We start from the raw sequence: 21,509 nt of genomic DNA, 5'->3' as shown, positions 1-21,509 counted from the left end.
TTCTTGGTCTCGGGGGGGGGGGGGCGGCTCCTCTCCCCGCGTGCGCTCCCGGGGTGGGTTTTTGGGGGGGGGGGGTGCTCCGGGGGGTCGCCCGCGCCCCGACTCACCAGCTTATTCGACGCGATAGACCTGCGCGCCCTGCTCGCGGAACTGTGCCGATTTCTCGGCCATCCCAATCGCCAGCGCCTGCGCCTCATCCAGCCCCTGCTCGGCGGCGTACTCACGCACATCCTGGGTGATCTTCATCGAGCAGAAATGCGGGCCGCACATCGAGCAGAAGTGGGCCAACTTGTGCGCATCCTTGGGCAGCGTCTCGTCATGGAATTCCTTGGCCTTCTCCGGATCCAGACCGAGGTTGAACTGGTCTTCCCAGCGGAACTCAAAGCGCGCCTTGCTCAAGGCGTTGTCGCGGACCTGCGCACCCGGATGGCCCTTGGCCAGATCGGCGGCGTGTGCGGCGATCTTGTACGCCATGATGCCGTCGCGCACGTCCTGCCGGTTGGGCAGGCCCAGGTGTTCCTTCGGCGTCACGTAGCAGAGCATCGCGGTGCCATACCAGCCAATCATCGCCGCACCGATCGCACTGGTGATGTGGTCGTAACCCGGTGCGATGTCGGTGGTCAGCGGCCCAAGCGTATAGAACGGCGCTTCGCCGCACTCCTGCAGCTGCTTGTCCATGTTCTGCTTGATCAGCTGCATCGGTACATGACCGGGACCTTCAATGATGGTCTGCACATCATGCTTCCAGGCAATCTTTGTCAGCTCGCCCAGCGCTTCCAGTTCACCGAACTGCGCCGCGTCGTTGGCATCGGCAATGCAGCCAGGGCGCAGGCCGTCACCGAGACTGAAGGACACGTCGTAAGCCTTCATGATGTCGCAGATGTCCTCGAAGTGCGTATAGAGGAAATTTTCCTTGTGATGCGCCAGACACCACTTGGCCATGATCGAACCGCCGCGCGAGACGATGCCGGTGACACGCTTCGCAGTCAGCGGCACGTGTCGCAGCAACACCCCGGCGTGGATGGTGAAGTAATCAACCCCCTGCTCGGCCTGCTCGATCAAGGTGTCGCGGAAGATCTCCCAGGTCAGCGCTTCGGCCCGGCCATCCACCTTCTCCAACGCCTGGTAGATCGGCACCGTGCCAATCGGCACCGGCGAATTGCGCACGATCCATTCGCGCGTCTCATGGATATGTTTGCCGGTGGACAGATCCATCACCGTGTCGCCGCCCCAGCGGATCGCCCACACCAGCTTCTCCACTTCCTCGGCGATACCAGACGACACCGCGCTGTTGCCGATGTTGGCGTTGATCTTGGTGAGGAAATTGCGACCGATGATCATCGGCTCACACTCGGGGTGGTTGATGTTGTTCGGCAGCACCGCGCGGCCGCACGCGATCTCATCACGCACGAATTCCGGGGTGATGATCTGCTGGATGCTGGCACCGAAGCTCTGCCCTGGATGCTGGGCAAGCAGTCCTGCATCACGCACCGCATCCAACCGCTGGTTCTCGCGGATGGCGACGTACTCCATCTCCGGGGTAACGATGCCGCGGCGCGCATAGTGCATCTGGGTGACGTTGGCGGCACCAATCGCGCGGCGCGGCAGCGTGCGGCCGGGAAAGCGCACGGCATCAAGCCTGCCATCGTGCTGGCGGCCACGGCCGAACTCGGAGCTGAGACCGGCCAACTGCTCGGTATCCCCGCGCTCCTCGATCCAGGCGCTGCGCACCGCCGCCAGCCCCGCTGCCAGATCGATGTTGGCCCGCGGATCCGTGTACGGGCCGGAGGTGTCGTACACGGTGACCGGATGGTTCTCCTCGCCGCCGAACAGGGTGGGCGTGCGGGTCAGCGCGATCTCGCGCATCGGCACCTGCAGGTCTGGGCGCGAACCAGCGACGAAGATCTTGCGCGAACCGGGAATCGGCCGGGTCACGGATTCGGAGAGTTGCTGGGCCTGTTGCTGCAGGCTGGGCTGTGCGTTCATTGGCATTCGTCCTGGTCTATCCACACGCGGGGTGCGAAGGCCACGCGAGGGATTCGCATGACGGAACGAAGCGAAGGCGCACACCACACGGTCCTGACCCGTTGCGGGCACAGCGACCGGCGGCACACGAAGCTTCCCTACGCCGGTATGAGCCGGATCAGGTTCGAAGGGTATGTCTCAACCGTAGCCCAAAGGCTGCGGTACCCCCGCTTCGGGCGTCATTAGACCTGCAATCGAGGGGAAAGCCAAGCCAGCAGGAACACCGGTCAAAAGGCTGTAGCTGCTACCAGCAGACCTTGCCTTGCACAACGTCACAAGCCACTAACGTAATCGTGACGCGCCATTCAGTAACATCCCGCGCAGGCTCGTTTCGAATGACTGCCTTGCGGCGCTTGCCGCCCCTCCTTTCCCGGCCCGGTGCCAAGGTGCCAGCCGGTTGTCCTGCAAGCTCAGGCTCGCTCCCCTCAATCGCTCACTTGATCGGAGAAGCTCCTTCATGGTGTTTCGCATTTCCATTGCACTGGTCGCGCTACTGGTGCTGATTGCCGGCCTCGCGCCCGGCCCCTTCAACGACGTGGTACAGGCCGCGCTGGCCCAGGTGGTGCGTGGCGCTGGCTGGATGTACCTGCTGATCGTGTTCCTGACACTGTCCTTCCTGCTGTATCTGGCGTTCGGACGCTTCGGCAGCCTGCGCATCGGCGGCGAAGATGCCGAACCGGATTTTTCCCGCGCCAGCTGGTTGTCGATGCTGTTCGCCGCCGGCATGGGCATCGGCCTGGTGTTCTGGGGCGCGGCCGAACCGGTATCGCATTTCGTTACCCCACCCGAAGGGCTGCCGCCGCAAAGCATGGATGCCGCCCGCGCCGCGATGCGTTACTCGTTCTTCCATTGGGGCCTGCACCCGTGGGCGATCTATGCGCTGATAGGGCTGGCAATGGCCTGGTTCCAATACAACCGCAACGGCCGCGGTCTGATCAGCGACATGCTGCAACCGGTGATCGGCCGCCATCATCGCGGTTGGATCGGCAAGCTGGTGAACATCGCCGCCGTGGTCGCTACCGCAATCGGTGTCGCCACCACGCTGGGATTCGGCACCATCCAGATCGCTGCCGGCCTGCAACGTGTGTTCGGTGTCACCGCAGGCGTGCCACTGCAGATGACCGTCATTGCCATCGCCTTCGTGCTTTACATGATCTCCACCACCAGCGGCGTGGACCGTGGCATCAAATGGTTGTCCAACTTCAATCTGGCAATGGCGGCAGTGCTGATGGCCGCAGTGCTGGTGCTCGGCCCCACCGGCTTCATCTTCGATACCTTCACCACCACCCTGGGCGCCTACCTGAACCAGCTGGTGACGATGAGTCTGCGCATGTCGCCCTTCTCGGGCAGCACCTGGGTCGCCGATTGGACCATCTTCTACTGGGCCTGGTGGATTGCCTGGGCGCCGTTCGTGGGTTCGTTCATTGCGCGGGTATCACGCGGCCGCAGCGTGCGCGAGTTCGTGGTCGGGGTGGTGCTTGCGCCAACCCTGCTCGGCTTCCTGTGGTTCTCGGTCTTCGGCGGCACCGCGTTGTGGGCACAGTTGTTCGGCCAGGCCGATCTGGTCCAGGCGCTGGGCAAAGGCTATGAAACGGTGCTGTTCACGCTGTTCGATGGCATGCCGGCCTCGTTGCTGCTGTCGGGCCTGGCCTTGATCCTGCTGATCATCTTCTTCGTCACCTCGGCCGATTCCGCGGTACTGGTGCTGGCCAGCATGTCGACCGATGAGGCCGGCGATCCACCGCTGTCACGCAAGCTGGTATGGGGCATCGCCATTGCACTGATCGCCGCAGCACTGCTGCTCGCAGGTGGCCTGGATGCACTGCAGGGCATGATCACCATTGCCGCACTGCCGTTCGCGCTGTTGATGGTGCTGGTGATGGTATCGCTGTATCGCGTACTGGACGCCGAGCACAACCGGCAACGTCGGCTCGCGCAGCGCGCACGGCACATGATCGAAGCATGGATCGAGCGCGAGCAGGCAGCACAGGAAGAAGCACGTGCAGTCACTGAGCGTTCGTCAGGTCTGGACAAGTAGGCAGGAGCTGCGGGAGCTGTGAATCGCCGCGGCGCATCTGGCTGGTTTGGCATCCAGCTGCGCAATGTGGCTGAACAATTGGGCGGCAAGGACGGCAGCGGAGAACTCCCCCTCCCCAACCCTCCCCTTCGCTGCGCGAAAGGGAGGGGGCTGTTCTTGGCGATCTACAAGACGGCGACGGAGCCGCTTCTACCCCCTCCCCTTCGCGCAGCGAAGGAGAGGGTTGGGGAGGGGTGCTTTGGCTTTGGCTTTGGCTTTGGCTTTGGCTTTGGCTTTAACTTTGACTTTGCCCCGGTTACAACCACAAGAAGCAAAGATCAGTACCCCGCCGCCTGCCCATCCTTTCGACTCTCCGAAGCGCCGTAGTAAACGCCGCTTTCCGGGTCACGCATGATCGCCTGGTAGCCGCCATAAGGTCCGTCGGCAAACACCACGCGATGCCCCTTGCGCATCAAACTGCGTACCGTTTCATAGGAAAACCCGGTTTCCAGATTGACCTCGCCACCGTCGCGCATCGCCGTGGCCTGTCCGGTCGGTTCGATCGAACCTTCATGCTGGATGCGCGGCGCATCGCCGGCTTCCTGCAGGTTCATGCCGAAGTCGACCAGGTTCATCACGATCTGCGCATGTCCTTGCGGCTGCATCGCGCCGCCCATCACCCCGAAGCTGGCGAACGGCTTGCCATCCTTGGTGATGAAAGCAGGAATGATGGTCTGGAATGGCCGCTTGCCCGGCGCATAGCCATTGGGATGATCCTTCTGCAGCACGAACATCTCGCCACGGTCCTGCAGGATGAAGCCCATCCCCGGCGGCGCCATGCCGCTGCCCATGCCGCGGTAATTGGACTGGATCAGTGACACCATCATGCCGTCGGCATCAGCCACGGTCATATAGATGGTGTCGCCCTCCTCCAGCTGCCTGGGCGTGCCCGGCTGAACTTCCTTTAAGGCCTTGTCCATCGAGATCAGGCTGCGGCGCTGCGCGGCGTACTCCTTGGAAACAAGTCGTTGCACCGGCGCCGGCGAGAACACCGGGTCCGCATAGAAACGGGCACGGTCGGCGAAGGCCAGTTTCTTGGCTTCAACGAACAGATGGATGTGCTCGGCCGAGCCGAATGGAATCTTCGAGAAATCGTAGCCTTCAAGCACGTTGAGTATCTGCAGTGCGGCGATTCCCTGGCTGTTCGGTGGCAGCTCCCACACGTCATAACCACGGTAGTTGCTGCTGACCGGCTCGACCCACTCGCCGTGATGCGCTGCCATGTCCTCGTAGCTCAGATAGCCGCCATTGGCCTTGAAGTAGTCACCGATGCCACGAGCGATGTCACCTTTGTAAAACGCATCACGGCCGCCGTCAGCAATCTGCTGCAAGGTGTTTGCAAGGTTTGGATTGCGCCACATCTGCCCTTTGCGTGGCGCATGCCCATCGATGGTGAATTGCTCCTTGAAGCCCGGATACTGCGACAGCTTGGGCACCGAGCGATCCCAGTAGTAGGCAATGACCTCGGATACCGGATGCCCTTCTCGCGCATAGGCGATTGCCGGCGCCAGGTTTTCAGCCATGGGCTTGCGCCCGAAGCGTTCGTGCAATGCGAACCAGCCATCTACTGCGCCAGGCACCGACACCGGCAGTGGTCCTGTCGCAGGAATCTCCTTCAAACCACGCCGCTGCAACTCCGCCAGCGTCAACGAACGCGGTGAACGGCCCGAGCCGTTGTAACCATGGAGCTTCTGCGTCTTCGGGTCCCAGACGATCGCGAACAGGTCACCGCCAATGCCATTGCCGGTCGGCTCCATCAATCCCAGCGCAGCATTGGCAGCGATGGCTGCGTCCATCGCCGAGCCGCCGCCCTTCATCACGTCCAGCGCGATCTGCGTGGCCAGCGGCTGCGAGGTGGCTGCCATTGCATGCGGCGCGATGACTTCCGAACGGGTGGCAAATTCATGGCCGGTGATGCGGTCTGCGGCAAACGCCGTTACCGGCACAGTAGATAAGGCAAGCAGCAACGCGGTACGCAGCATGGTGGACAACCAGCAAGGGAATGGCTGGACGATAGCTCAGCCACCGCGCTGACGCACGCCTTGCACATGCGCCTCGCAACTCACTCCCCCTCACCCAAGCGTTCAAGCCAGCCGAGCTGGACCGCGGGCACCGTGCTGTCCTTGTGGGAGCGGCGTCAGCCGCGAAGCAGGGGTATCTTCAGATGAAGTGGTTCGAGCAAGCTCAGCTTCGCGGCTCACGCCGCTCCCACAGACAAACAGCAGACCCGCAGATCACCACTGGCAACCAAGCCCTACATCCGCGCAGACGCCATTCCGATCAAGCCTGCTGCCTCGTGTCCGCCGCTGATCTGCTCCAGCAGGCCGCGCGTCTCCTGGCCTGGATCCAGGCCCAGCTCCTGCCGCAGTACCGATTCGAATCGCTGGTAGACCTTCAGCGCCGCAGCACGCATACCGGTGCCGGCATGGGCCCGCATCACCCGCCGGGTATGTGCCTCATTCCAGGGGTCGCGCTGGCTCAAGGCATTGGCCAGCTTTACGGCAGGCTCCCAACGCGCTGTATCCAGCATTTCATCGCAGCAGCGTGCCGCCGCGTCGATCAGCTGCGCATCCAGCAATTGCCGGGTGCTCGCCAGCCAGCTCTGGAAGTTGGAATCGGCAATGTCCTCCATTCCATCTAGGAACACCCGTTGCTCGGTCATCAGTTGGGCCGACTCACACGGCATCTGCTGCAGCAGATCGACATCGAACAGTGGCTCACTGCCACGCATCAGACCAACCGCCGAGCGCTCGATGCGCAGAATGCCCTCCCCCAGTGCCAGGGTGCAGAAGCGATTGAGGTTGCTCAGCACCTGACGCAGGTTGGTCAGGGCGCTGGTCTCACCCAGGGTTGGCCACAACAACGCCGCCAGCGCTGCCCGCGAATGCATCCGGTTGGACTCGATTGCCAGGTAGCCGAGCAGGGTCCAACCCTTTCGATAGATCAGCGGTGCCGGTAGGCCAACCCCCTGGCCCATCAGCTGCACCAGGCCTGTCGTCGGCTCGCCGCTGGGGCCGTCACAGCAGTGTGCGCCTGCGCACGTGATGCCCTGTTCTGTTGAATGCATCATGGCTTCCTTCCTCCGGCCGGCCCAGAAAAGAGCCTCTTACTTCCTAAACCGGCGAAAGCGGCGCAATCCAATCACCAGCGGACAAAATTTCTCTCCCACGCCAATCCAAGGTGCCGGACTGGCCCGAATCCGCGCAATCCAGCCTCAGCGGATGCTTGTACGTGTAGGTTTCAACCGCAACCATGCCGCCACGACGGGGCTTACGCACCGAATCCGGAAAATCACACCTGCAAGCGTTGACAGCGCGCAGCGGCGGTGGTTATCTCGACTGATGCTGCAACGCCACAACGCCACCGCCAACACGCCTTCGACCCCGGCTCACGCCGCGGCGTCGCTGCTCGTACTCGTACTTATTACCGAACCTACAGGGGCGGGGCGAGCTGGCGCGTAGCAGAAAATGCCAGATTCGAACAAAGACCCCGCACCGGCCCCGGCGCGGGGTTTTTCGTTTCCAGCTTCTATTTCATCTGAAACCATGTACCCGACCCCAGACACCTCCAACAAACACACCGCCAACGCTGCCTGCCGCAGCGCTGCCGCCTGCATGGTGCCTGCCCCGCCCGCCCCGGCCGCTGCGTCCTGACGCAACGGCCGTTTTTATTTCTGCCTGACTCTCTTCATTGCAAGGAAACCAAGCACCATGAGCACCAACGAACTGCCCCAGATCAAAATCGCCGTCGTCGGTTACGGCAGCCAGGGCCGCGCCCATGCCATGAACCTGCGTGAATCCGGCTTCGACGTGGTTGTCGGCCTGCGCGCTGGCGGCCCCACTGAAGTCAAGGCCCAGGCCGATGGCTTCACCGTCAAGAGCCCCGCCGAAGCGGTCAAGGACGCCGACCTGGTCGCCGTGCTGACCCCGGACATGGTGCAGAAGAAGCTGTACAACGAGGTGCTGGCACCGAACATGAAGCAGGGCGCCTGCCTGCTGTTCGCGCACGGCCTGAACGTGCATTTCGGCATGATCGAGCCGCGCGCCGATCTGGACGTGGTGCTGGTCGCGCCGAAGGGCCCGGGCGCTCTGGTGCGTCGCGAGTATGAAATCGGCCGCGGCGTGCCGTGCATCTACGCGGTCTACCAGGACAAGAGCGGCAAGGCCGAGCAGTTCGCGCTGGCTTATGCGGCTGGCCTGGGCGGTGCCCGCGCCAACATCATCAAGACCACCTTCAAGGAAGAGACCGAAACCGATCTGTTCGGCGAGCAGGCCGTGCTGTGCGGCGGCGCTTCCTCGCTGGTGCAGGCCGGCTTTGAAACCCTGGTCGAAGCTGGCTACCAGCCGGAAATCGCTTATTACGAAGTGCTGCACGAACTGAAGCTGATCGTCGACCTGTTCTACGAAGGCGGCATCACCCGCATGCTGGAGTTCATCTCCGAGACCGCGCAGTACGGCGATTTCGTCAGCGGCCCGCGCGTCATCGATGCCTCGGTGAAGGCACGCATGAAGGACGTGCTGACCGACATCCAGAACGGCACCTTCACCAGGAACTGGGAAGCCGAGTACGACGCCGGCCTGCCGAACTACAAGAAGTTCCAGCAGGCCGACATGGAACATCCGATTGAAAAGGTGGGCAAGGAGCTCCGCGCCAAGATGGTTTGGCTGCAAGCACAGAACGCGTAACCGCGCGGTCCCCCACCCGCAACAGGCAAAGGTCGCTCCATGAACACATCCACCCCCGGTGCGCCACGCAATGGCGCACGCTGGCTGACGCAGGCTCTGGAAGCCGAAGGCGTGCAAACGCTGTTCGGCTACCCGGGCGGCACCATCATGCCGTTCTACGACGCATTGGTGGACTCCAGCCTCAAGCACATCCTGGTACGTCACGAGCAGGGCGCGGCGCTGGCCGCCAACGGGTATGCCCGCGCCAGCGGCAAGGTAGGCGTATGCGTGGCCACCTCCGGCCCGGGTGCGTCCAACCTGGTCACCGGCATCGCCGACGCCATGCTCGACTCGGTACCGATGGTGTGCCTGACCGGCCAGGTCGGTACGCCGTTGCTGGGTACCGATGCGTTCCAGGAACTGGATGTGTTCGGCATGACCTTGCCGATCGTCAAGCACAGCTGGTTGGTGCGCAGCGTCGATGAACTGCCGCACGTGGTTGCCGAAGCGTTCCGCGTCGCCCGCGAAGGGCGGCCCGGTCCGGTGCTGATCGACCTGCCCAAGGACGTGCAGCTGGCCAATGCCGCGCATCTGCCCGATCACGTGCCGGCCTCGGTCGACCCGATACCGGCACCGGCGGCCGAAGCCTTGGCCGCTGCACTGGCGGCAATCGCCCAAGCCGAAAAGCCGGTGATCTACGGCGGCGGCGGCATTGCCCTGGGTGATGCGGTTGGCGAGTTCCGCCAGTTCGTCGAAGCCACCGGCATCCCCACCGTGCTGACCCTGCGTGGCTTGGGCGCGCTGCCCGCAAACCACCCGCAATACCTGGGCATGCTGGGCATGCACGGCACCCGCGCCGCCAACATGGCAGTGCAGGATTCGGACCTGCTGATCGTGGTCGGCGCGCGCTTCGACGACCGTGCCACCGGCAAACTGGCCGAATTCGCTCCGTTTGCCCGCGTCATCCACCTGGATGCCGACATCTATGAAATCTCCAAGCTGCGCGGCGCCGACATCTCGCTGCCCGGCAATGTCCGCGACGGCCTGTTGGCGTTGACCGGCGAGCGCGCCAACTGCAATACCTGGCGTGCCCGCTGTGCCGCCAACCGCGAGAAGTTCAGCGCCCGCTACGATGCACCAGGCGAGCAGATCTACGCCCCGCGCCTGTTGAAGCGGCTGAGCGAAGTGGCCCCGGCGGACACCGTCATCGCCTGCGACGTCGGCCAGCACCAGATGTGGGTTGCCCAGCACTGCCGCTTCAACCACCCGCGCAACCACCTGACCTCCGGCGCGCTGGGCACCATGGGCTTCGGCCTGCCGGCGGCGATGGGCGCGCAGTTCGCCTGTCCCGATCGCACCGTGGTGCTGGTCTCCGGTGATGGTAGTTTCATGATGAACGTGCAGGAGCTGGTGACCATCGCCCGCTGCAAGCTGCCGATCAAGATCGTGCTGCTGGACAACTCCTCGCTGGGCATGGTCCGGCAGTGGCAGGAGCTGTTCCACGCCGAGCGCTACAGCGAGATCGACCTGTCCGACAATCCGGACTTCGTCGCACTGGCACAGGTCTTCGGCATCAAGGCCAAGCGCATCGTCGACCGCAATGATGTGGAAGACGGGCTGGCCGAGCTGTTCGATTCCGCCGGCCCGATGCTGCTGCACGTATCCATCGATGCGCGCGCCAACGTGTGGCCGCTGGTGCCACCCAACAACGCCAACAGCACCATGCTGGACAGCAACCCAGCCCATGCCAAGGCAGCGCAGGAGAGTTCCAATGCAATACCGGCTTGACCTGGTGCTGAAGCCTGCCGAAGGCGCGCTGGTGCGCGTGATCGGCATGGTTGAACGGCGCGGCTTCGCCTTCAGCAACATTGCCGGCAATCGCAATGCCGACGATGCCGGCCGCTGGCACGTGCAGATGGACATCCATGGCACGCGCCCGCCGGAAACCCTGTGCCACCAGCTGCAGAAAGTCTACGACTGCGAATCCGTGCGGCTGGTACCGGTAGCAGGTGCCAGCGTATGAGCAGCGATGTAAGTGGCGTACCGGTAGTACGCCGCCGCAAGCAACGGAGGCGTCTTCTTCAACGCGAACAGCCTGCAGGCAGTTCGCTTGTATCCGGTGACGGCCACGTACATGCCTGACCGTGGCCGCACCGTCGCAGTTGCAACACCCGCTGACGCCTTGAACGTCAGCGTTGCCGACGTCTTGGCCGCGCAGGCACGCCTGCGCCGTTTCCTGCCGCCTACCCCGCTGCATTACGCCGAGCGTTTCGGCACCTGGCTCAAGCTCGAAAACCTGCAGCGCACCGGCTCCTACAAAGTGCGTGGCGCCTTGAACGCGATGCTGGCAGCGCTCGAACGCGGCGACGAGCGCCCGGTGATCTGCGCCTCGGCCGGCAACCACGCCCAGGGCGTGGCCTGGGCCTCGCACCGGCTGGGCGTGCAGGCCATCACGGTGATGCCGCATGGTGCACCGGCCACCAAGATCGCCGGCGTCCAGCATTGGGGCGCCACCGTGCGTCAGCACGGCAACAGCTACGACGAGGCATTCGCCTTCGCCCGCGAGCTGGCCGAGCAGAACGGTTACCGTTTCCTGTCCGCCTTCGACGACCCTGACGTGATCGCTGGCCAGGGTACGCTGGGCATCGAGTTGGCGCCGCATGCACCGGACGTGGTGATCGTGCCGATCGGCGGCGGTGGCCTGGCCTCTGGCGTTGCGCTGGCCCTGAAATCACAGGGTGTACGCATCATCGGCGCGCAGGTTGAAGGCGTGGACTCGATGGCACGCGCGATCAAGGGTGATGTGCGCGAAGTTGATCCGGTGCCGACCCTGGCCGATGGCGTCAAGGTCAAGATCCCAGGCTTCCTCACCCGCCGCCTGTGCGCCAGCCTGCTAGACGATGTGGTCATCGTGCGCGAAGCCGAGCTGCGTGAAACCCTGGTGCGGCTGGCACTGGAGGAACACGTCATCGCCGAAGGGGCTGGCGCGCTGGCGCTGGCCGCGGGCCGCCGCGTGTCCGGCAAGCGCAAGTGTGCGGTGGTATCCGGCGGCAACATCGATGCCACGGTATTGTCGACCTTGTTGTCTGAAGTACGCCCCAGTCCACCACGCAAACCTCGACGGCGTAACGCCGAACGACTTAGAAGCCGTGTCGTTGCATCGACACAGCGCAGCTCCAAATCCGAATCCCCCCAAATTTCCGTTACCGCCGCAGTCGAGGAGACCCTCTGGTGAATACTCCAACCAACAACACCCCGCGAATTACCATCTTCGACACGACCCTGCGCGACGGTGAGCAATCACCCGGCTGCAGCATGACGCCACCACAGAAGCTGGTGATGGCAAGGGCGCTGGCGGAACTGGGCGTGGACGTGATCGAAACCGGTTTCCCCGCAAGTTCGCAGTCAGACCGCGAAGCCATGGCCTTGATCGGCCGCGAGGTACGACAGCCGGTCCTGGCAGTGCTGTCGCGCTGCCTGGCCGGCGATATCGAAACCTCGGTCAAGGCCCTGGAAGCCGCAGCGCGCCCGCGCCTGCACGTTTTCCTGTCCACCAGCCCCCTGCATCGCGAGCACAAGCTGCGCATGAGCAAGGTGCAGGTGCTGGAATCGGTGCACAAGCATGTGAGCATGGCGCGCGGCTACCTGGACGATGTCGAGTTCTCCGCTGAAGACGCAACCCGCACCGAACTGGACTTCCTGACCGAAGTCACCCAGGTCGCGATCGCCGCCGGCGCACGCACCATCAACCTGCCCGACACGGTTGGCTTCACTACGCCGGAGGAAATCCGCGCGATGTTCCAGCACGTGATCGCCAACGCCGCCGGTGCCGACAAGGTCATCTTCAGTACCCACTGCCACAACGACCTGGGCCTGGCCGTGGCCAACTCACTGGCCGCCATCGAAGGTGGTGCACGCCAGGTGGAAGGCTCGATCAACGGCATCGGCGAGCGCGCCGGCAATTGCGCGCTTGAAGAAATCGCGATGGTGCTGAAGGTGCGCAACGCCTTCTACAACAACTTCGACACCGGCTTCGACACCCGCCGCATCGTGCCCACTTCGCAGCTGCTGCAGCGCCTGGTCGGCATGCCGGTGCAGCGCAACAAGGCCATCGTTGGTGCCAATGCATTCGCGCATGAGTCCGGCATCCACCAGCACGGCATGCTGCGCAACCGCAACACCTACGAAATCATGCGTCCGGAAGACGTGGGCTGGGAGTCCTCGCAGATGGTGCTGGGCCGCCACAGCGGCCGTGCCGCGGTCGAGGCACGCCTGCGTGCGCTGGGCTACTGGCTGGAAGAAGAAGAACTGAAGCTGATCTTCGAGCAGTTCAAGGCACTGTGCGAACAGCAGCGCGTGGTCACCGATGCCGACCTGCAGACCCTGATGCAGGGCACCTCCAGCAGCGACGGCTACCGCCTGGCTTCGATGACCATCAGCGACGTCGGCAGCCGTGCCAATGCGCTGGTCGAGCTGTCCGATCCGGAGGGCAACCGCGTCGCTGAGACCGCGCAGGGCGATGGCCCGGTCGATGCCTTGTTCTCGGCGCTGTCGGCCGCCACCGGCGTGCAGCTGACCCTGGACAGTTACCACGTGCACAGTGTCGGCATCGGCGCCGATGCGCGCGGCGAAGCCAACCTGAGCGTGCGTCACGAAGGCGAAATCCTCGAAGGCACCGGCACCAGCCGTGACATCATCGAAGCCAGCGCGCTTGCCTGGCTGGATGTCACCAACCGCCTGCTGCGCCAGCGTGAAAGCAGCACCACCGAGGAAGCCGTCAGCGCCTGAGCGCGACGGCAGAACATAGGCAACGGAACGAACCAATGAGCTCCGCACCCAAAACCCTGTACGGCAAACTGTGGGACGCCCACGTTGTCGTCCCCGAATCCGACAACGCGCCGGCCGTGCTGTATATCGACCTGCACCTGATCCATGAGGTCACCTCGCCGCAGGCCTTCACCGAGCTGCGCGAGCGCGGCCTGAAGCCGCGCCGCACCGATCGCACCAAGGCGACGATGGATCACTCCACGCCGACCCTGCCGGCCGGCCCGGACGGCAAGCTGCCGTATGCCAGCAAGGCCTCCGAAGCGCAGGTCGAAACACTGGCGAAGAATTGCGCCGAGTACGGCATCGAGCTGTTCGACCTGTCTTCGGCCAACCGCGGCATCGTCCACGTCATCGCCCCGGAGCAGGGTTTCACCCAGCCCGGCATGACCATCGTCTGCGGTGACAGCCACACCTCCACGCATGGCGCATTCGGTTCGCTGGCCTTCGGCATCGGCACCAGCGAAGTCGGCCACGTGCTGGCCACGCAGTGCCTGCTGCAGCGCAAGGCCAGGACCATGGCAATCACCGTCGATGGCGAACTGGCGCCGGGCGTGGGTGCGAAGGACGTGGTGCTGCACATCATCGGCGTGATCGGCGTCAACGGTGGCACCGGCCATGTGCTGGAATTCCGTGGCTCGGCGATCCGCGCGATGGACATGGAACAGCGCATGACCCTGTGCAACATGTCGATCGAAGCCGGTGCCCGCGCCGGCATGGTGGCACCGGATCAGGTCACCTTCGACTGGGTCGCCAAGACCCCGCGCGGCCCCAAGGGTGCCGACTTCGACACCGCCGTTGCGTATTGGTCCTCGTTGAACAGCGACGAAGGCGCTCGCTTCGATGTCGAAGTGCAGATCGACGCCGCTGATATCCGTCCGACCCTGACCTGGGGCACGCACCCGGGCACCGCGATTGCGGTTGATGCGCCGATCCCGGCCGCCAACGATGCCGCCGCGCAGAAGGGCCTGGACTACATGAAGTTCGAAGCCGGCCACAGTTTGATCGGTACGCCGGTGGATGTGGTGTTTGTCGGCTCCTGCACCAATGGCCGCCTGAGCGACATGCGCGAAGTAGCGCAGGTGCTGCGCGGCCGCCACGTCGCCGATGGCGTGCGCATGCTGGTGGTGCCGGGCTCGGAGATCGTCAAGCGCGACGCCGAGGCCGAAGGTATCCACGAGGTCGTGCGTGCCGCCGGTGCCGAGTGGCGCGAGCCGGGCTGCTCGATGTGCATCGCCATGAACGGCGACCTGGTCGCACCCGGCCAGTTGGCGGTGAGCACCAGCAACCGCAATTTCGAAGGCCGCCAGGGCCCGGGCTCGCGCACCCTGCTGGCCTCGCCGATGAGTGCGGCGTGGGCAGCGGTGAATGGCCGTGTTGCCGATACCCGCGATCTGTTTGCCAAGGAGGTGGCGTGATGAAAATTACACAAGCACACCCTCATCCGGCGCTGCGCGCCACCTTCTCCCGGTGGGAGAAGGGCTACGCACTGGAGCTGTACTGATGGCCGCACTGACCCGCATCGTTTCGTGCAGCGTGGTGCTGCGCCAGACCAACATCGACACCGACCAGATCATCCCGGCGCGTTTCCTGTCCACCACCGAGCGTGCAGGCCTGGGCAAGAACGCGTTCAATGACTGGCGCTGGCAGGCCGATGGTTCACCAAATGCAGAGTTCGCCTTCAACCAGCCGCACAACCAGGGCCGCGCGATTTTGCTGGCCGGGCGCAATTTCGGTTGCGGCTCCTCGCGCGAGCATGCGCCGTGGGCGCTGACCGACCTGGGCCTGCAGGCAATCGTCAGCAGCGAGATCGCCGACATCTTCCGCAACAACTCGCTGAAGAACGGCCTGCTGCCGATCGTGCTGGACGAAGCCGACGTGCAGGAACTGATGCAGCATCCGGATGACGAACTGACCGTGGATGTGGCGGCGCGTGAGCTGCGTACTTCCAGCGGCAAGACCTATAGCTTCCCGCTGGATGGTTTCTCGCAGACCTGCCTGCTGGAGGGCGTGGATCAACTGGGCTGGCTGCTGGGCCGGGTGGATGAGATCGAGCGGTATGAGGCTGCGCGCGCAGCGTGATGCTTCAATCCTTCTCCCTCCGGGAGACAGTCCGGCAGGATTGCCGGACTGCACGGCGCAGCCGCCCGTAAGGTGAGGCACATGGATGTGCCGAATGCAGGTGCCCTGAAGGGGCGGATGAGGGTAGGGGCGAAGCCACGCAGTTAAGTAGTGCACCGTAGCTCCCTGCCCTCACCCCAACCCCTCTCCCGCAGGGAGAGGGGCTTCAAACAAAACAAACAGCAACTGGAACCCTTACATGCAAGCCAACATCGTCGTACTGCCGGGTGACGGCATCGGTCCAGAAATCACCGCCGTTGCCGTCGACGTGCTCAAGACCATCGCTGCCCGATTCGGCCATAGCTTCAGCTTCAGCGAACACGACATCGGTGGCATCGCCATCGACAACCATGGCGAGCCACTGCCGGCAGCCACGCTGGACGCCTGCAGCAAAGCTGATGCGGTCCTGCTCGGCGCCGTCGGTGGTCCCAAGTGGTCCGACCCGAACGCCAAGGTGCGCCCGGAACAAGGCCTGCTGGCCATCCGCAAGGCACTGGGTCTGTACGCCAACCTGCGCCCGGTACGCACCCACCCGGCTGCGCTCAACGCCTCGCCAATCAAACCCGAACTGCTCAAGGACGTGGACTTCGTGGTGGTGCGCGAGCTGACCGGCGGCATCTACTTCGGCGACAAGACCCGCGATGCCGACAGCGCCAGCGACCTGTGCCGCTACACCGTGGTCGAGATCGAGCGCGTGCTGCGCAGCGCCTTCCGCCTGGCCCAGCAGCGCCGCGGCAAGCTGACCTCGGTGGACAAGGCCAATGTGCTGGAAACCTCGCGCCTGTGGCGTGACATCGCCGCACGTATCGGCCGCGAGGAATTCCCGGACGTGGAACTGGAGCACCAGCTGGTCGATTCCATGGCCATGCACCTGATCGCCAAGCCGCGCGTCTACGACGTGATCGTCACCGAGAACATGTTCGGCGACATCCTCACCGATGAGGCCTCGATGCTGGCCGGTTCGCTTGGCCTGCTGCCATCGGCCTCGCTGGGCGAACAAGGCAAGGTCGGCATCTACGAGCCGATCCACGGCTCGGCACCGGACATCGCCGGCAAGGGCATCGCCAATCCTTACGCCACCATCTTGAGCGCGGCGATGTTGCTGCGTCATTCATTGGGGCTGGAAACGGAAGCAGCCGCGATCGAACAAGCGGTCAGCAACGCACTCGATAGTGGTCATTTCACCGCCGACCTGGCCGCACAAGGACAGGCACTCAACACCCAGCAAGCCGGGCTAGCCGTGCTTGCGCAGCTGAACTGATGTAGACAGACGCGGCCCTTGGCCGCGTCTTTTTTTTGCGGGCTGTTCCCGCCAGGTGGATACCACGCCGTTTCTTCATTGGACCTGTCACTTCAGGTCCCGCATCAACAAAGGAATGACCTTGAACTACCGCACTCCCGACGACTTCCTGGCCTATGTGGCCAAGCGCGACCCCAACCAATCCGAGTTCCTGCAGGCAGTCAAGGAAGTGGCGCACAGCCTGTGGCCGTTCCTGCAGCAGAACCCGAAGTACACGCAATACGGGTTGCTGGAGCGTCTGGTCGAGCCGGAGCGGGTCATCCAGTTCCGCGTCGCCTGGGCCGATGACAAGGGGCAAACCCACGTCAACCGCGCCTGGCGCGTGCAGCACAGCTCGGCGATTGGCCCGTTCAAGGGCGGCATGCGTTTCCACCCCTCGGTGAATCTGTCCATCCTCAAGTTCCTGGCCTTCGAGCAGACCTTCAAGAACGCGTTGACCACGCTGCCGATGGGCGGCGGCAAGGGCGGCTCGGACTTCGACCCCAAGGGCAAGAGCGATGGTGAAGTGATGCGCTTCTGCCAGGCATTGATGCTGGAGCTGTACCGCCACCTCGGCCCGGATACCGACGTGCCGGCCGGCGATATCGGCGTGGGTGCACGCGAGGTCGGCTTCATGGCCGGCATGATGAAGAAGCTCAGCAATGATGCCTCCAGCGTGTTCACCGGCAAGGGCCTGGCCTATGGCGGCAGCCTGATGCGGCCGGAAGCCACCGGCTTCGGCACGGTTTACTTCGTCGAGCAGATGCTGCACCACGCCAAGCGCCAGACCCACGGTGCCAAGGTATTGGTGTCCGGCTCCGGCAACGTCGCCCAGTACGCTGCGATCAAGGCCAGCGAACTCGGCGCCAAGGTACTGACCTTCTCCGATTCCGAGGGCACCCTGTATGCGCGTGATGGCTTCGACGAACAAGCCCTGCAGGAAGTGATGGCGCTGAAGAACGAACGTCGCGGTCGGCTGTCCGAGCTCGGCGACGATGCCCGCTTCGAGTTCCTCGCCGATCGTCGCCCCTGGCATATCCCGGCCGATATCGCCCTGCCCTGCGCCACCCAGAACGAGCTGGACGAAACCGACGCACGCACCCTGGTCCACAACGGCGTGCTGTGCGTGGCCGAAGGGGCCAACATGCCATCAACGCTGGAGGCGGTGGATGTATTCCTGCAGGCCGGCACGCTGTACGCACCTGGCAAGGCCAGCAATGCCGGCGGCGTGGCCACCTCGGGTCTGGAAATGAGCCAGAACGCGCTGCGCCTGTCGTGGCGCCATGCCGATGTCGATGAGCGCCTGCACGTGATCATGAAAGAGATCCACGCCAACTGCGTGCAGCACGGCGTACGTGCCGATGGCAGCGTCAACTACGTGGACGGCGCCAACATCGCCGGTTTCGTCAAGGTTGCCGATGCGATGCTGGCGCAGGGCCTGTATTGAGCCATCCTGCCCGCGCAGGGTTTGAAAGTGACGGCGCCTGCGGGCGCCGTCGTTACGACAGCACCCGATTGCGGCCTTCGCGCTTGGCGCGATAGAGCTGCCGGTCAGCGGCCGCCAGCAACGTGCGTCCGTCAGCCTGACCTGGCCCCAGTGCTGCGACGCCGATACTGACGGTGACACTAACCCCGGCATCCACGTCCTCGAAGCGCAGCCGTGCCAGGCGGATGCGCAGCTCCTGTAGTGCTGCTACTGCCTCCTGCAGCGATATGCCGTGCATCACCACCAGGAACTCCTCACCACCATGCCGAGCCACGAACTGCTCCTTGCCAAGCCGTAGCTGCAACAGGCTGGCAATGTCGCGCAACACCTGATCGCCGGCATCATGGCCGTAGCGGTCATTGATCTGCTTGAAGTGGTCCACATCCACCAGCGCCACGTTCAGGGGCGTTCCCCCGGCGCTGGCACGCTGCAGCGCCTGCTGCAGATAGGCGTCGCCCGCTCGCCGATTGGGCAGACCGGTCAGCGCATCGTGCATCGCCTGATGTTCCAGACGTCGCAAGAGACTGGCGCGCTCGGAATCGGCCTGTTCCAGCGCGCGGTTCTTCTCGCTCAATTCCTGGGTACGTGCAGCGATCTCGCTGCTCAAGCGCTGCTGCCCGCGTCGATAGCTGGCCGCCCGCCAACCTGCCAGCAACAGAATCAGACCGAGCGCGACAATAGCGCTCAGCCAGCGTACCCAGGGGCGTTGCCATAGCGGCGCAGCGATCTCCAGGTCCAACAATGCTTCGCCGCCACGACTTGTGTTTTCCCAATCCAATGGCAAGGACATCGCCTGGATACGCAGACGATATTTCCCGGGCGGCAGATTGGTATAGATCGCTTCAATGCGACTGCCCGCGTCCACCCAATCGGCATCAAAACCTTCGAGTCGATAGCGGTAACGCATCTTGTCCGGCGCACGGAAGCCCAGGCCGGCGTAGGCCACGGCAATGCGATCCACTCCCGCGGGCAGGTAGTAAGCGCTGCGTAACGGCTGTGGATCACCATCAATGACCACGTTCTCGATGGCCACAGGGAATTTGCGGAAGCGCGTATTGCCATCGACCCGCTGCGGATCGATCACCGCCAGACCACCGCCGGTTGGGAACAACAGTTCACCTTCGCGGGTGAGCCATCCTGCAGGGGACGAGGCGCCATTGCCCTGACTGCTGGGCATGCCATCGGTATGGTCCAGCACCTGCACGGCAAGATGCGTACGTGCGCCCGCAGCCACGGCGATCAGGTCAGTGCGGTCGAGCCGGAACACACCTTGATTGCTGGGCAACCACAGATGGCCGGCACCATCGTCGATCACCCGGAATACCTTGTCGCGCGGCAGTCCATTGCGATGGTCGAAGACAACAATGTCCAAACCACGCTTGCGCAGCAGCCCATGGTCACTGGCAATCCACAGATCACCATTGTCATCGCCAAGGAAGTCGAAGACATAGCGCCCCGGGAACCCTACATCAGGCGACCACGCCTGCAGCTTGCCGTCCTTGTCCAGCCCCGCCATGCCACCGTTGGTGCCTATCCAGAGTACGCCCGCAGCGTCGCGGTACAGCGCGTGCACCGCCAGTCCCGGCAGACCCTCTTCCAATCCGTAGTGATGCAGCTTGCCCTGCTGGTAGTGGAACAGTCCTTCCGAGCTGCCTATCCACAGGCCGCCATCGCTTTCGCCCAACAGACTACGGATCAATGGCTGCACGGTCCCGGGCAAGCTGATCCGTTGCACGACCCGGCCGGCCACATCCAGGCCAAGCACACCCTGGTTGTACGTGCCTGCCCACACGCCCTGGCCACGCCCGGCCAAGGCCAGCACCGAGGCGTCACGGCCTGTACCAGGCAACAATCGCACCGCGCTGATTGCATCACCACGCATGCGGTTCAGGCCTTCGGAATGCCCAATCCAGACATCGCCGTTGTCGGACTGGACCAGTGCCCGCACATAGTCCGAACCCAAGCCATCCTCAGTGGTCAGGCCGCGCGCGGCGCCCTCATCGATGCGGAACAAGCCATCGGTGCTGCCTGCCCAGACCAGACCTTCGCGGTCGATCAACAAGGCCGGGCTGACCTGCCCGGGAACCCCGATCCGCTCGGTCTTGCCTCCCTCCAGGCGCACCAAACGGCCAGCTGACAGACTCAGCCACAACGCGCCTTTGGCATCACGCCGCACCGCATCCACGCGTTCGCCAGGCAGCAGATGCTGCCGTTGACCATCACCATGCAGCCAATGAACACCGTCGTCGGCAGCAACCACCCAACCATCGTTGCCATCATCGACCAGGTCACGCACCACCCAACCAGCAGTATCGTTCCATGGCACCAAGCGTCCATGCTGCAACTGGTAGACACCTTTTTCGGTAGCCACAAGCACCGCTCCGTCGGCCATCAGGCGCAGTGCGGTGACCGGCACCTCGGGCAAGCCCAGCGTGGCGCCGGCATCGAGCAGCTGCCCGGACGGCAGCAGGCACAGCAGCTTGTCCTTGGCGGCGATCCACAGGTCCCCGGACGGATCCCGCAGCAGTGCGGTAACCGACAAGTGCCGTGCATCGGCACCACCCAAGGCTTCCCAGCGCCCGCGGTGGTAGCGGTAAACGCCATCAGAGATCGTCCCGAACAGCACTGCGCCATCGGCCTCGGGCAGGATGCTCAGCACCCCGGACAGCTCCACGCCCGGCGTGTTCTGGCGATCGAAAACGGTGAAGCTGCGGCCGTTGAAGCGGACCACGCCTTCCCAGGTGCCAAGCCAGATGAAGCCGTCACTGCCCTGCGCCACCGACTGCACCAGGTTGTGCGGCAGCCCCTGTTCCATCCCCCAACCGGCCACGGTATGCCGCGAGGCCTGTGCCGGCGGCAAGGCCACAGTCCATAGCAGCGCGGTTACAAGCAAGGCGCACAGCCCGGCCGCCAGCCGGTTCCGGCCTGCAAACCATGCAGCTGTGGCGTCAGCAATCCTCTGGCGTCTGTACAAACCCGCCTCCGCAGGTCGCGCCGGCTCCCCCGCCGACGCGCCAATTTACCATCTCAAAC

14 protein-coding genes and 1 riboswitch are annotated in these 21,509 nt (G+C 64.0%); of the genes, 10 read left to right on the top strand and 4 right to left on the bottom strand.

Annotation, left to right across the window (positions count from 1 at the left end):
- Positions 1-111 precede the first annotated feature (111 nt).
- Positions 112-1,986, bottom strand: coding sequence for a phosphomethylpyrimidine synthase ThiC (thiC, locus tag ACVOMF_RS06955; protein WP_481508610.1), 1,875 nt, complete (start codon positions 1,984-1,986; stop codon positions 112-114).
- A gap of 116 nt (positions 1,987-2,102) precedes the next feature.
- Positions 2,103-2,204, bottom strand: a riboswitch (TPP riboswitch).
- 278 nt (positions 2,205-2,482) lie between these two features.
- Between thiC and ACVOMF_RS06950 the strand changes: the two genes are divergently transcribed.
- The gene (locus ACVOMF_RS06950) at positions 2,483-4,063 is read left to right on the top strand and encodes a BCCT family transporter (RefSeq protein ID WP_481508609.1); all 1,581 of its coding nucleotides are present in this window, start codon (positions 2,483-2,485) and stop codon (positions 4,061-4,063) included.
- Between the two features lie 317 nt (positions 4,064-4,380).
- Here the strand turns inward: ACVOMF_RS06950 and ggt are convergent, their stop codons facing one another.
- Positions 4,381-6,084, bottom strand: coding sequence for a gamma-glutamyltransferase (ggt, locus tag ACVOMF_RS06945; RefSeq protein WP_481508608.1), 1,704 nt, complete (start codon positions 6,082-6,084; stop codon positions 4,381-4,383).
- A 272-nt stretch (positions 6,085-6,356) separates the two neighbouring features.
- Complete coding sequence (locus ACVOMF_RS06940) at positions 6,357-7,169, bottom strand: AfsR/SARP family transcriptional regulator (protein WP_481508607.1); 813 nt, start codon at positions 7,167-7,169, stop codon at positions 6,357-6,359.
- A gap of 643 nt (positions 7,170-7,812) precedes the next feature.
- Here ACVOMF_RS06940 and ilvC point away from each other — a divergent pair.
- From ilvC to gdhA, 9 genes are all read left to right on the top strand, one after another.
- Entirely contained in the window at positions 7,813-8,787 is a 975-nt protein-coding gene (gene ilvC / locus ACVOMF_RS06935) for a ketol-acid reductoisomerase (protein ID WP_481508606.1), read from the top strand.
- A gap of 39 nt (positions 8,788-8,826) precedes the next feature.
- Complete coding sequence (ilvG, locus tag ACVOMF_RS06930) at positions 8,827-10,554, top strand: acetolactate synthase 2 catalytic subunit (protein WP_481508605.1); 1,728 nt, start codon at positions 8,827-8,829, stop codon at positions 10,552-10,554.
- Positions 10,538-10,789, top strand: a complete 252-nt coding sequence (locus ACVOMF_RS06925; RefSeq protein WP_481508604.1) for an ACT domain-containing protein — start codon at positions 10,538-10,540, stop codon at positions 10,787-10,789. Before ilvG ends, ACVOMF_RS06925 begins: the two co-directional genes overlap by 17 nt.
- A gap of 111 nt (positions 10,790-10,900) precedes the next feature.
- Positions 10,901-12,001 carry a threonine dehydratase gene (locus ACVOMF_RS06920; RefSeq protein ID WP_481508603.1) on the top strand — a complete coding sequence of 367 codons (1,101 nt, stop codon included), beginning with the start codon at positions 10,901-10,903 and terminating at the stop codon, positions 11,999-12,001.
- The gene (locus ACVOMF_RS06915; protein ID WP_481508602.1) at positions 11,998-13,554 is read left to right on the top strand and encodes a 2-isopropylmalate synthase; all 1,557 of its coding nucleotides are present in this window, start codon (positions 11,998-12,000) and stop codon (positions 13,552-13,554) included. Before ACVOMF_RS06920 ends, ACVOMF_RS06915 begins: the two co-directional genes overlap by 4 nt.
- Positions 13,555-13,589: 35 nt before the next feature.
- A complete protein-coding gene (leuC, locus tag ACVOMF_RS06910) occupies positions 13,590-15,008 on the top strand; it encodes a 3-isopropylmalate dehydratase large subunit (RefSeq protein WP_481508601.1) in 1,419 nt (472 codons plus the stop codon).
- A gap of 85 nt (positions 15,009-15,093) precedes the next feature.
- The gene (leuD, locus tag ACVOMF_RS06905; RefSeq protein WP_481508600.1) at positions 15,094-15,672 is read left to right on the top strand and encodes a 3-isopropylmalate dehydratase small subunit; all 579 of its coding nucleotides are present in this window, start codon (positions 15,094-15,096) and stop codon (positions 15,670-15,672) included.
- 238 nt (positions 15,673-15,910) lie between these two features.
- Positions 15,911-16,972 (top strand): 3-isopropylmalate dehydrogenase, encoded by a 1,062-nt coding sequence (leuB, locus tag ACVOMF_RS06900; protein ID WP_481508599.1) that lies wholly within the window; start codon positions 15,911-15,913, stop codon positions 16,970-16,972.
- A 121-nt stretch (positions 16,973-17,093) separates the two neighbouring features.
- Positions 17,094-18,437 carry an NADP-specific glutamate dehydrogenase gene (gdhA, locus tag ACVOMF_RS06895; protein WP_481508598.1) on the top strand — a complete coding sequence of 448 codons (1,344 nt, stop codon included), beginning with the start codon at positions 17,094-17,096 and terminating at the stop codon, positions 18,435-18,437.
- Positions 18,438-18,489: 52 nt separating this feature from the next.
- Here gdhA and ACVOMF_RS06890 read toward each other — a convergent pair whose 3' ends face one another.
- Positions 18,490-21,369 carry a ligand-binding sensor domain-containing protein gene (locus ACVOMF_RS06890; RefSeq protein ID WP_481508612.1) on the bottom strand — a complete coding sequence of 960 codons (2,880 nt, stop codon included), beginning with the start codon at positions 21,367-21,369 and terminating at the stop codon, positions 18,490-18,492.
- Between the last annotated feature and the right edge of the window lie 140 nt (positions 21,370-21,509).

This window comes from Stenotrophomonas sp. STEN022 (assembly GCF_056760155.1).
The sequence above is the reverse complement of the archived record's forward strand: the minus strand, read 5'-3'. Positions and strand labels throughout refer to the sequence as shown.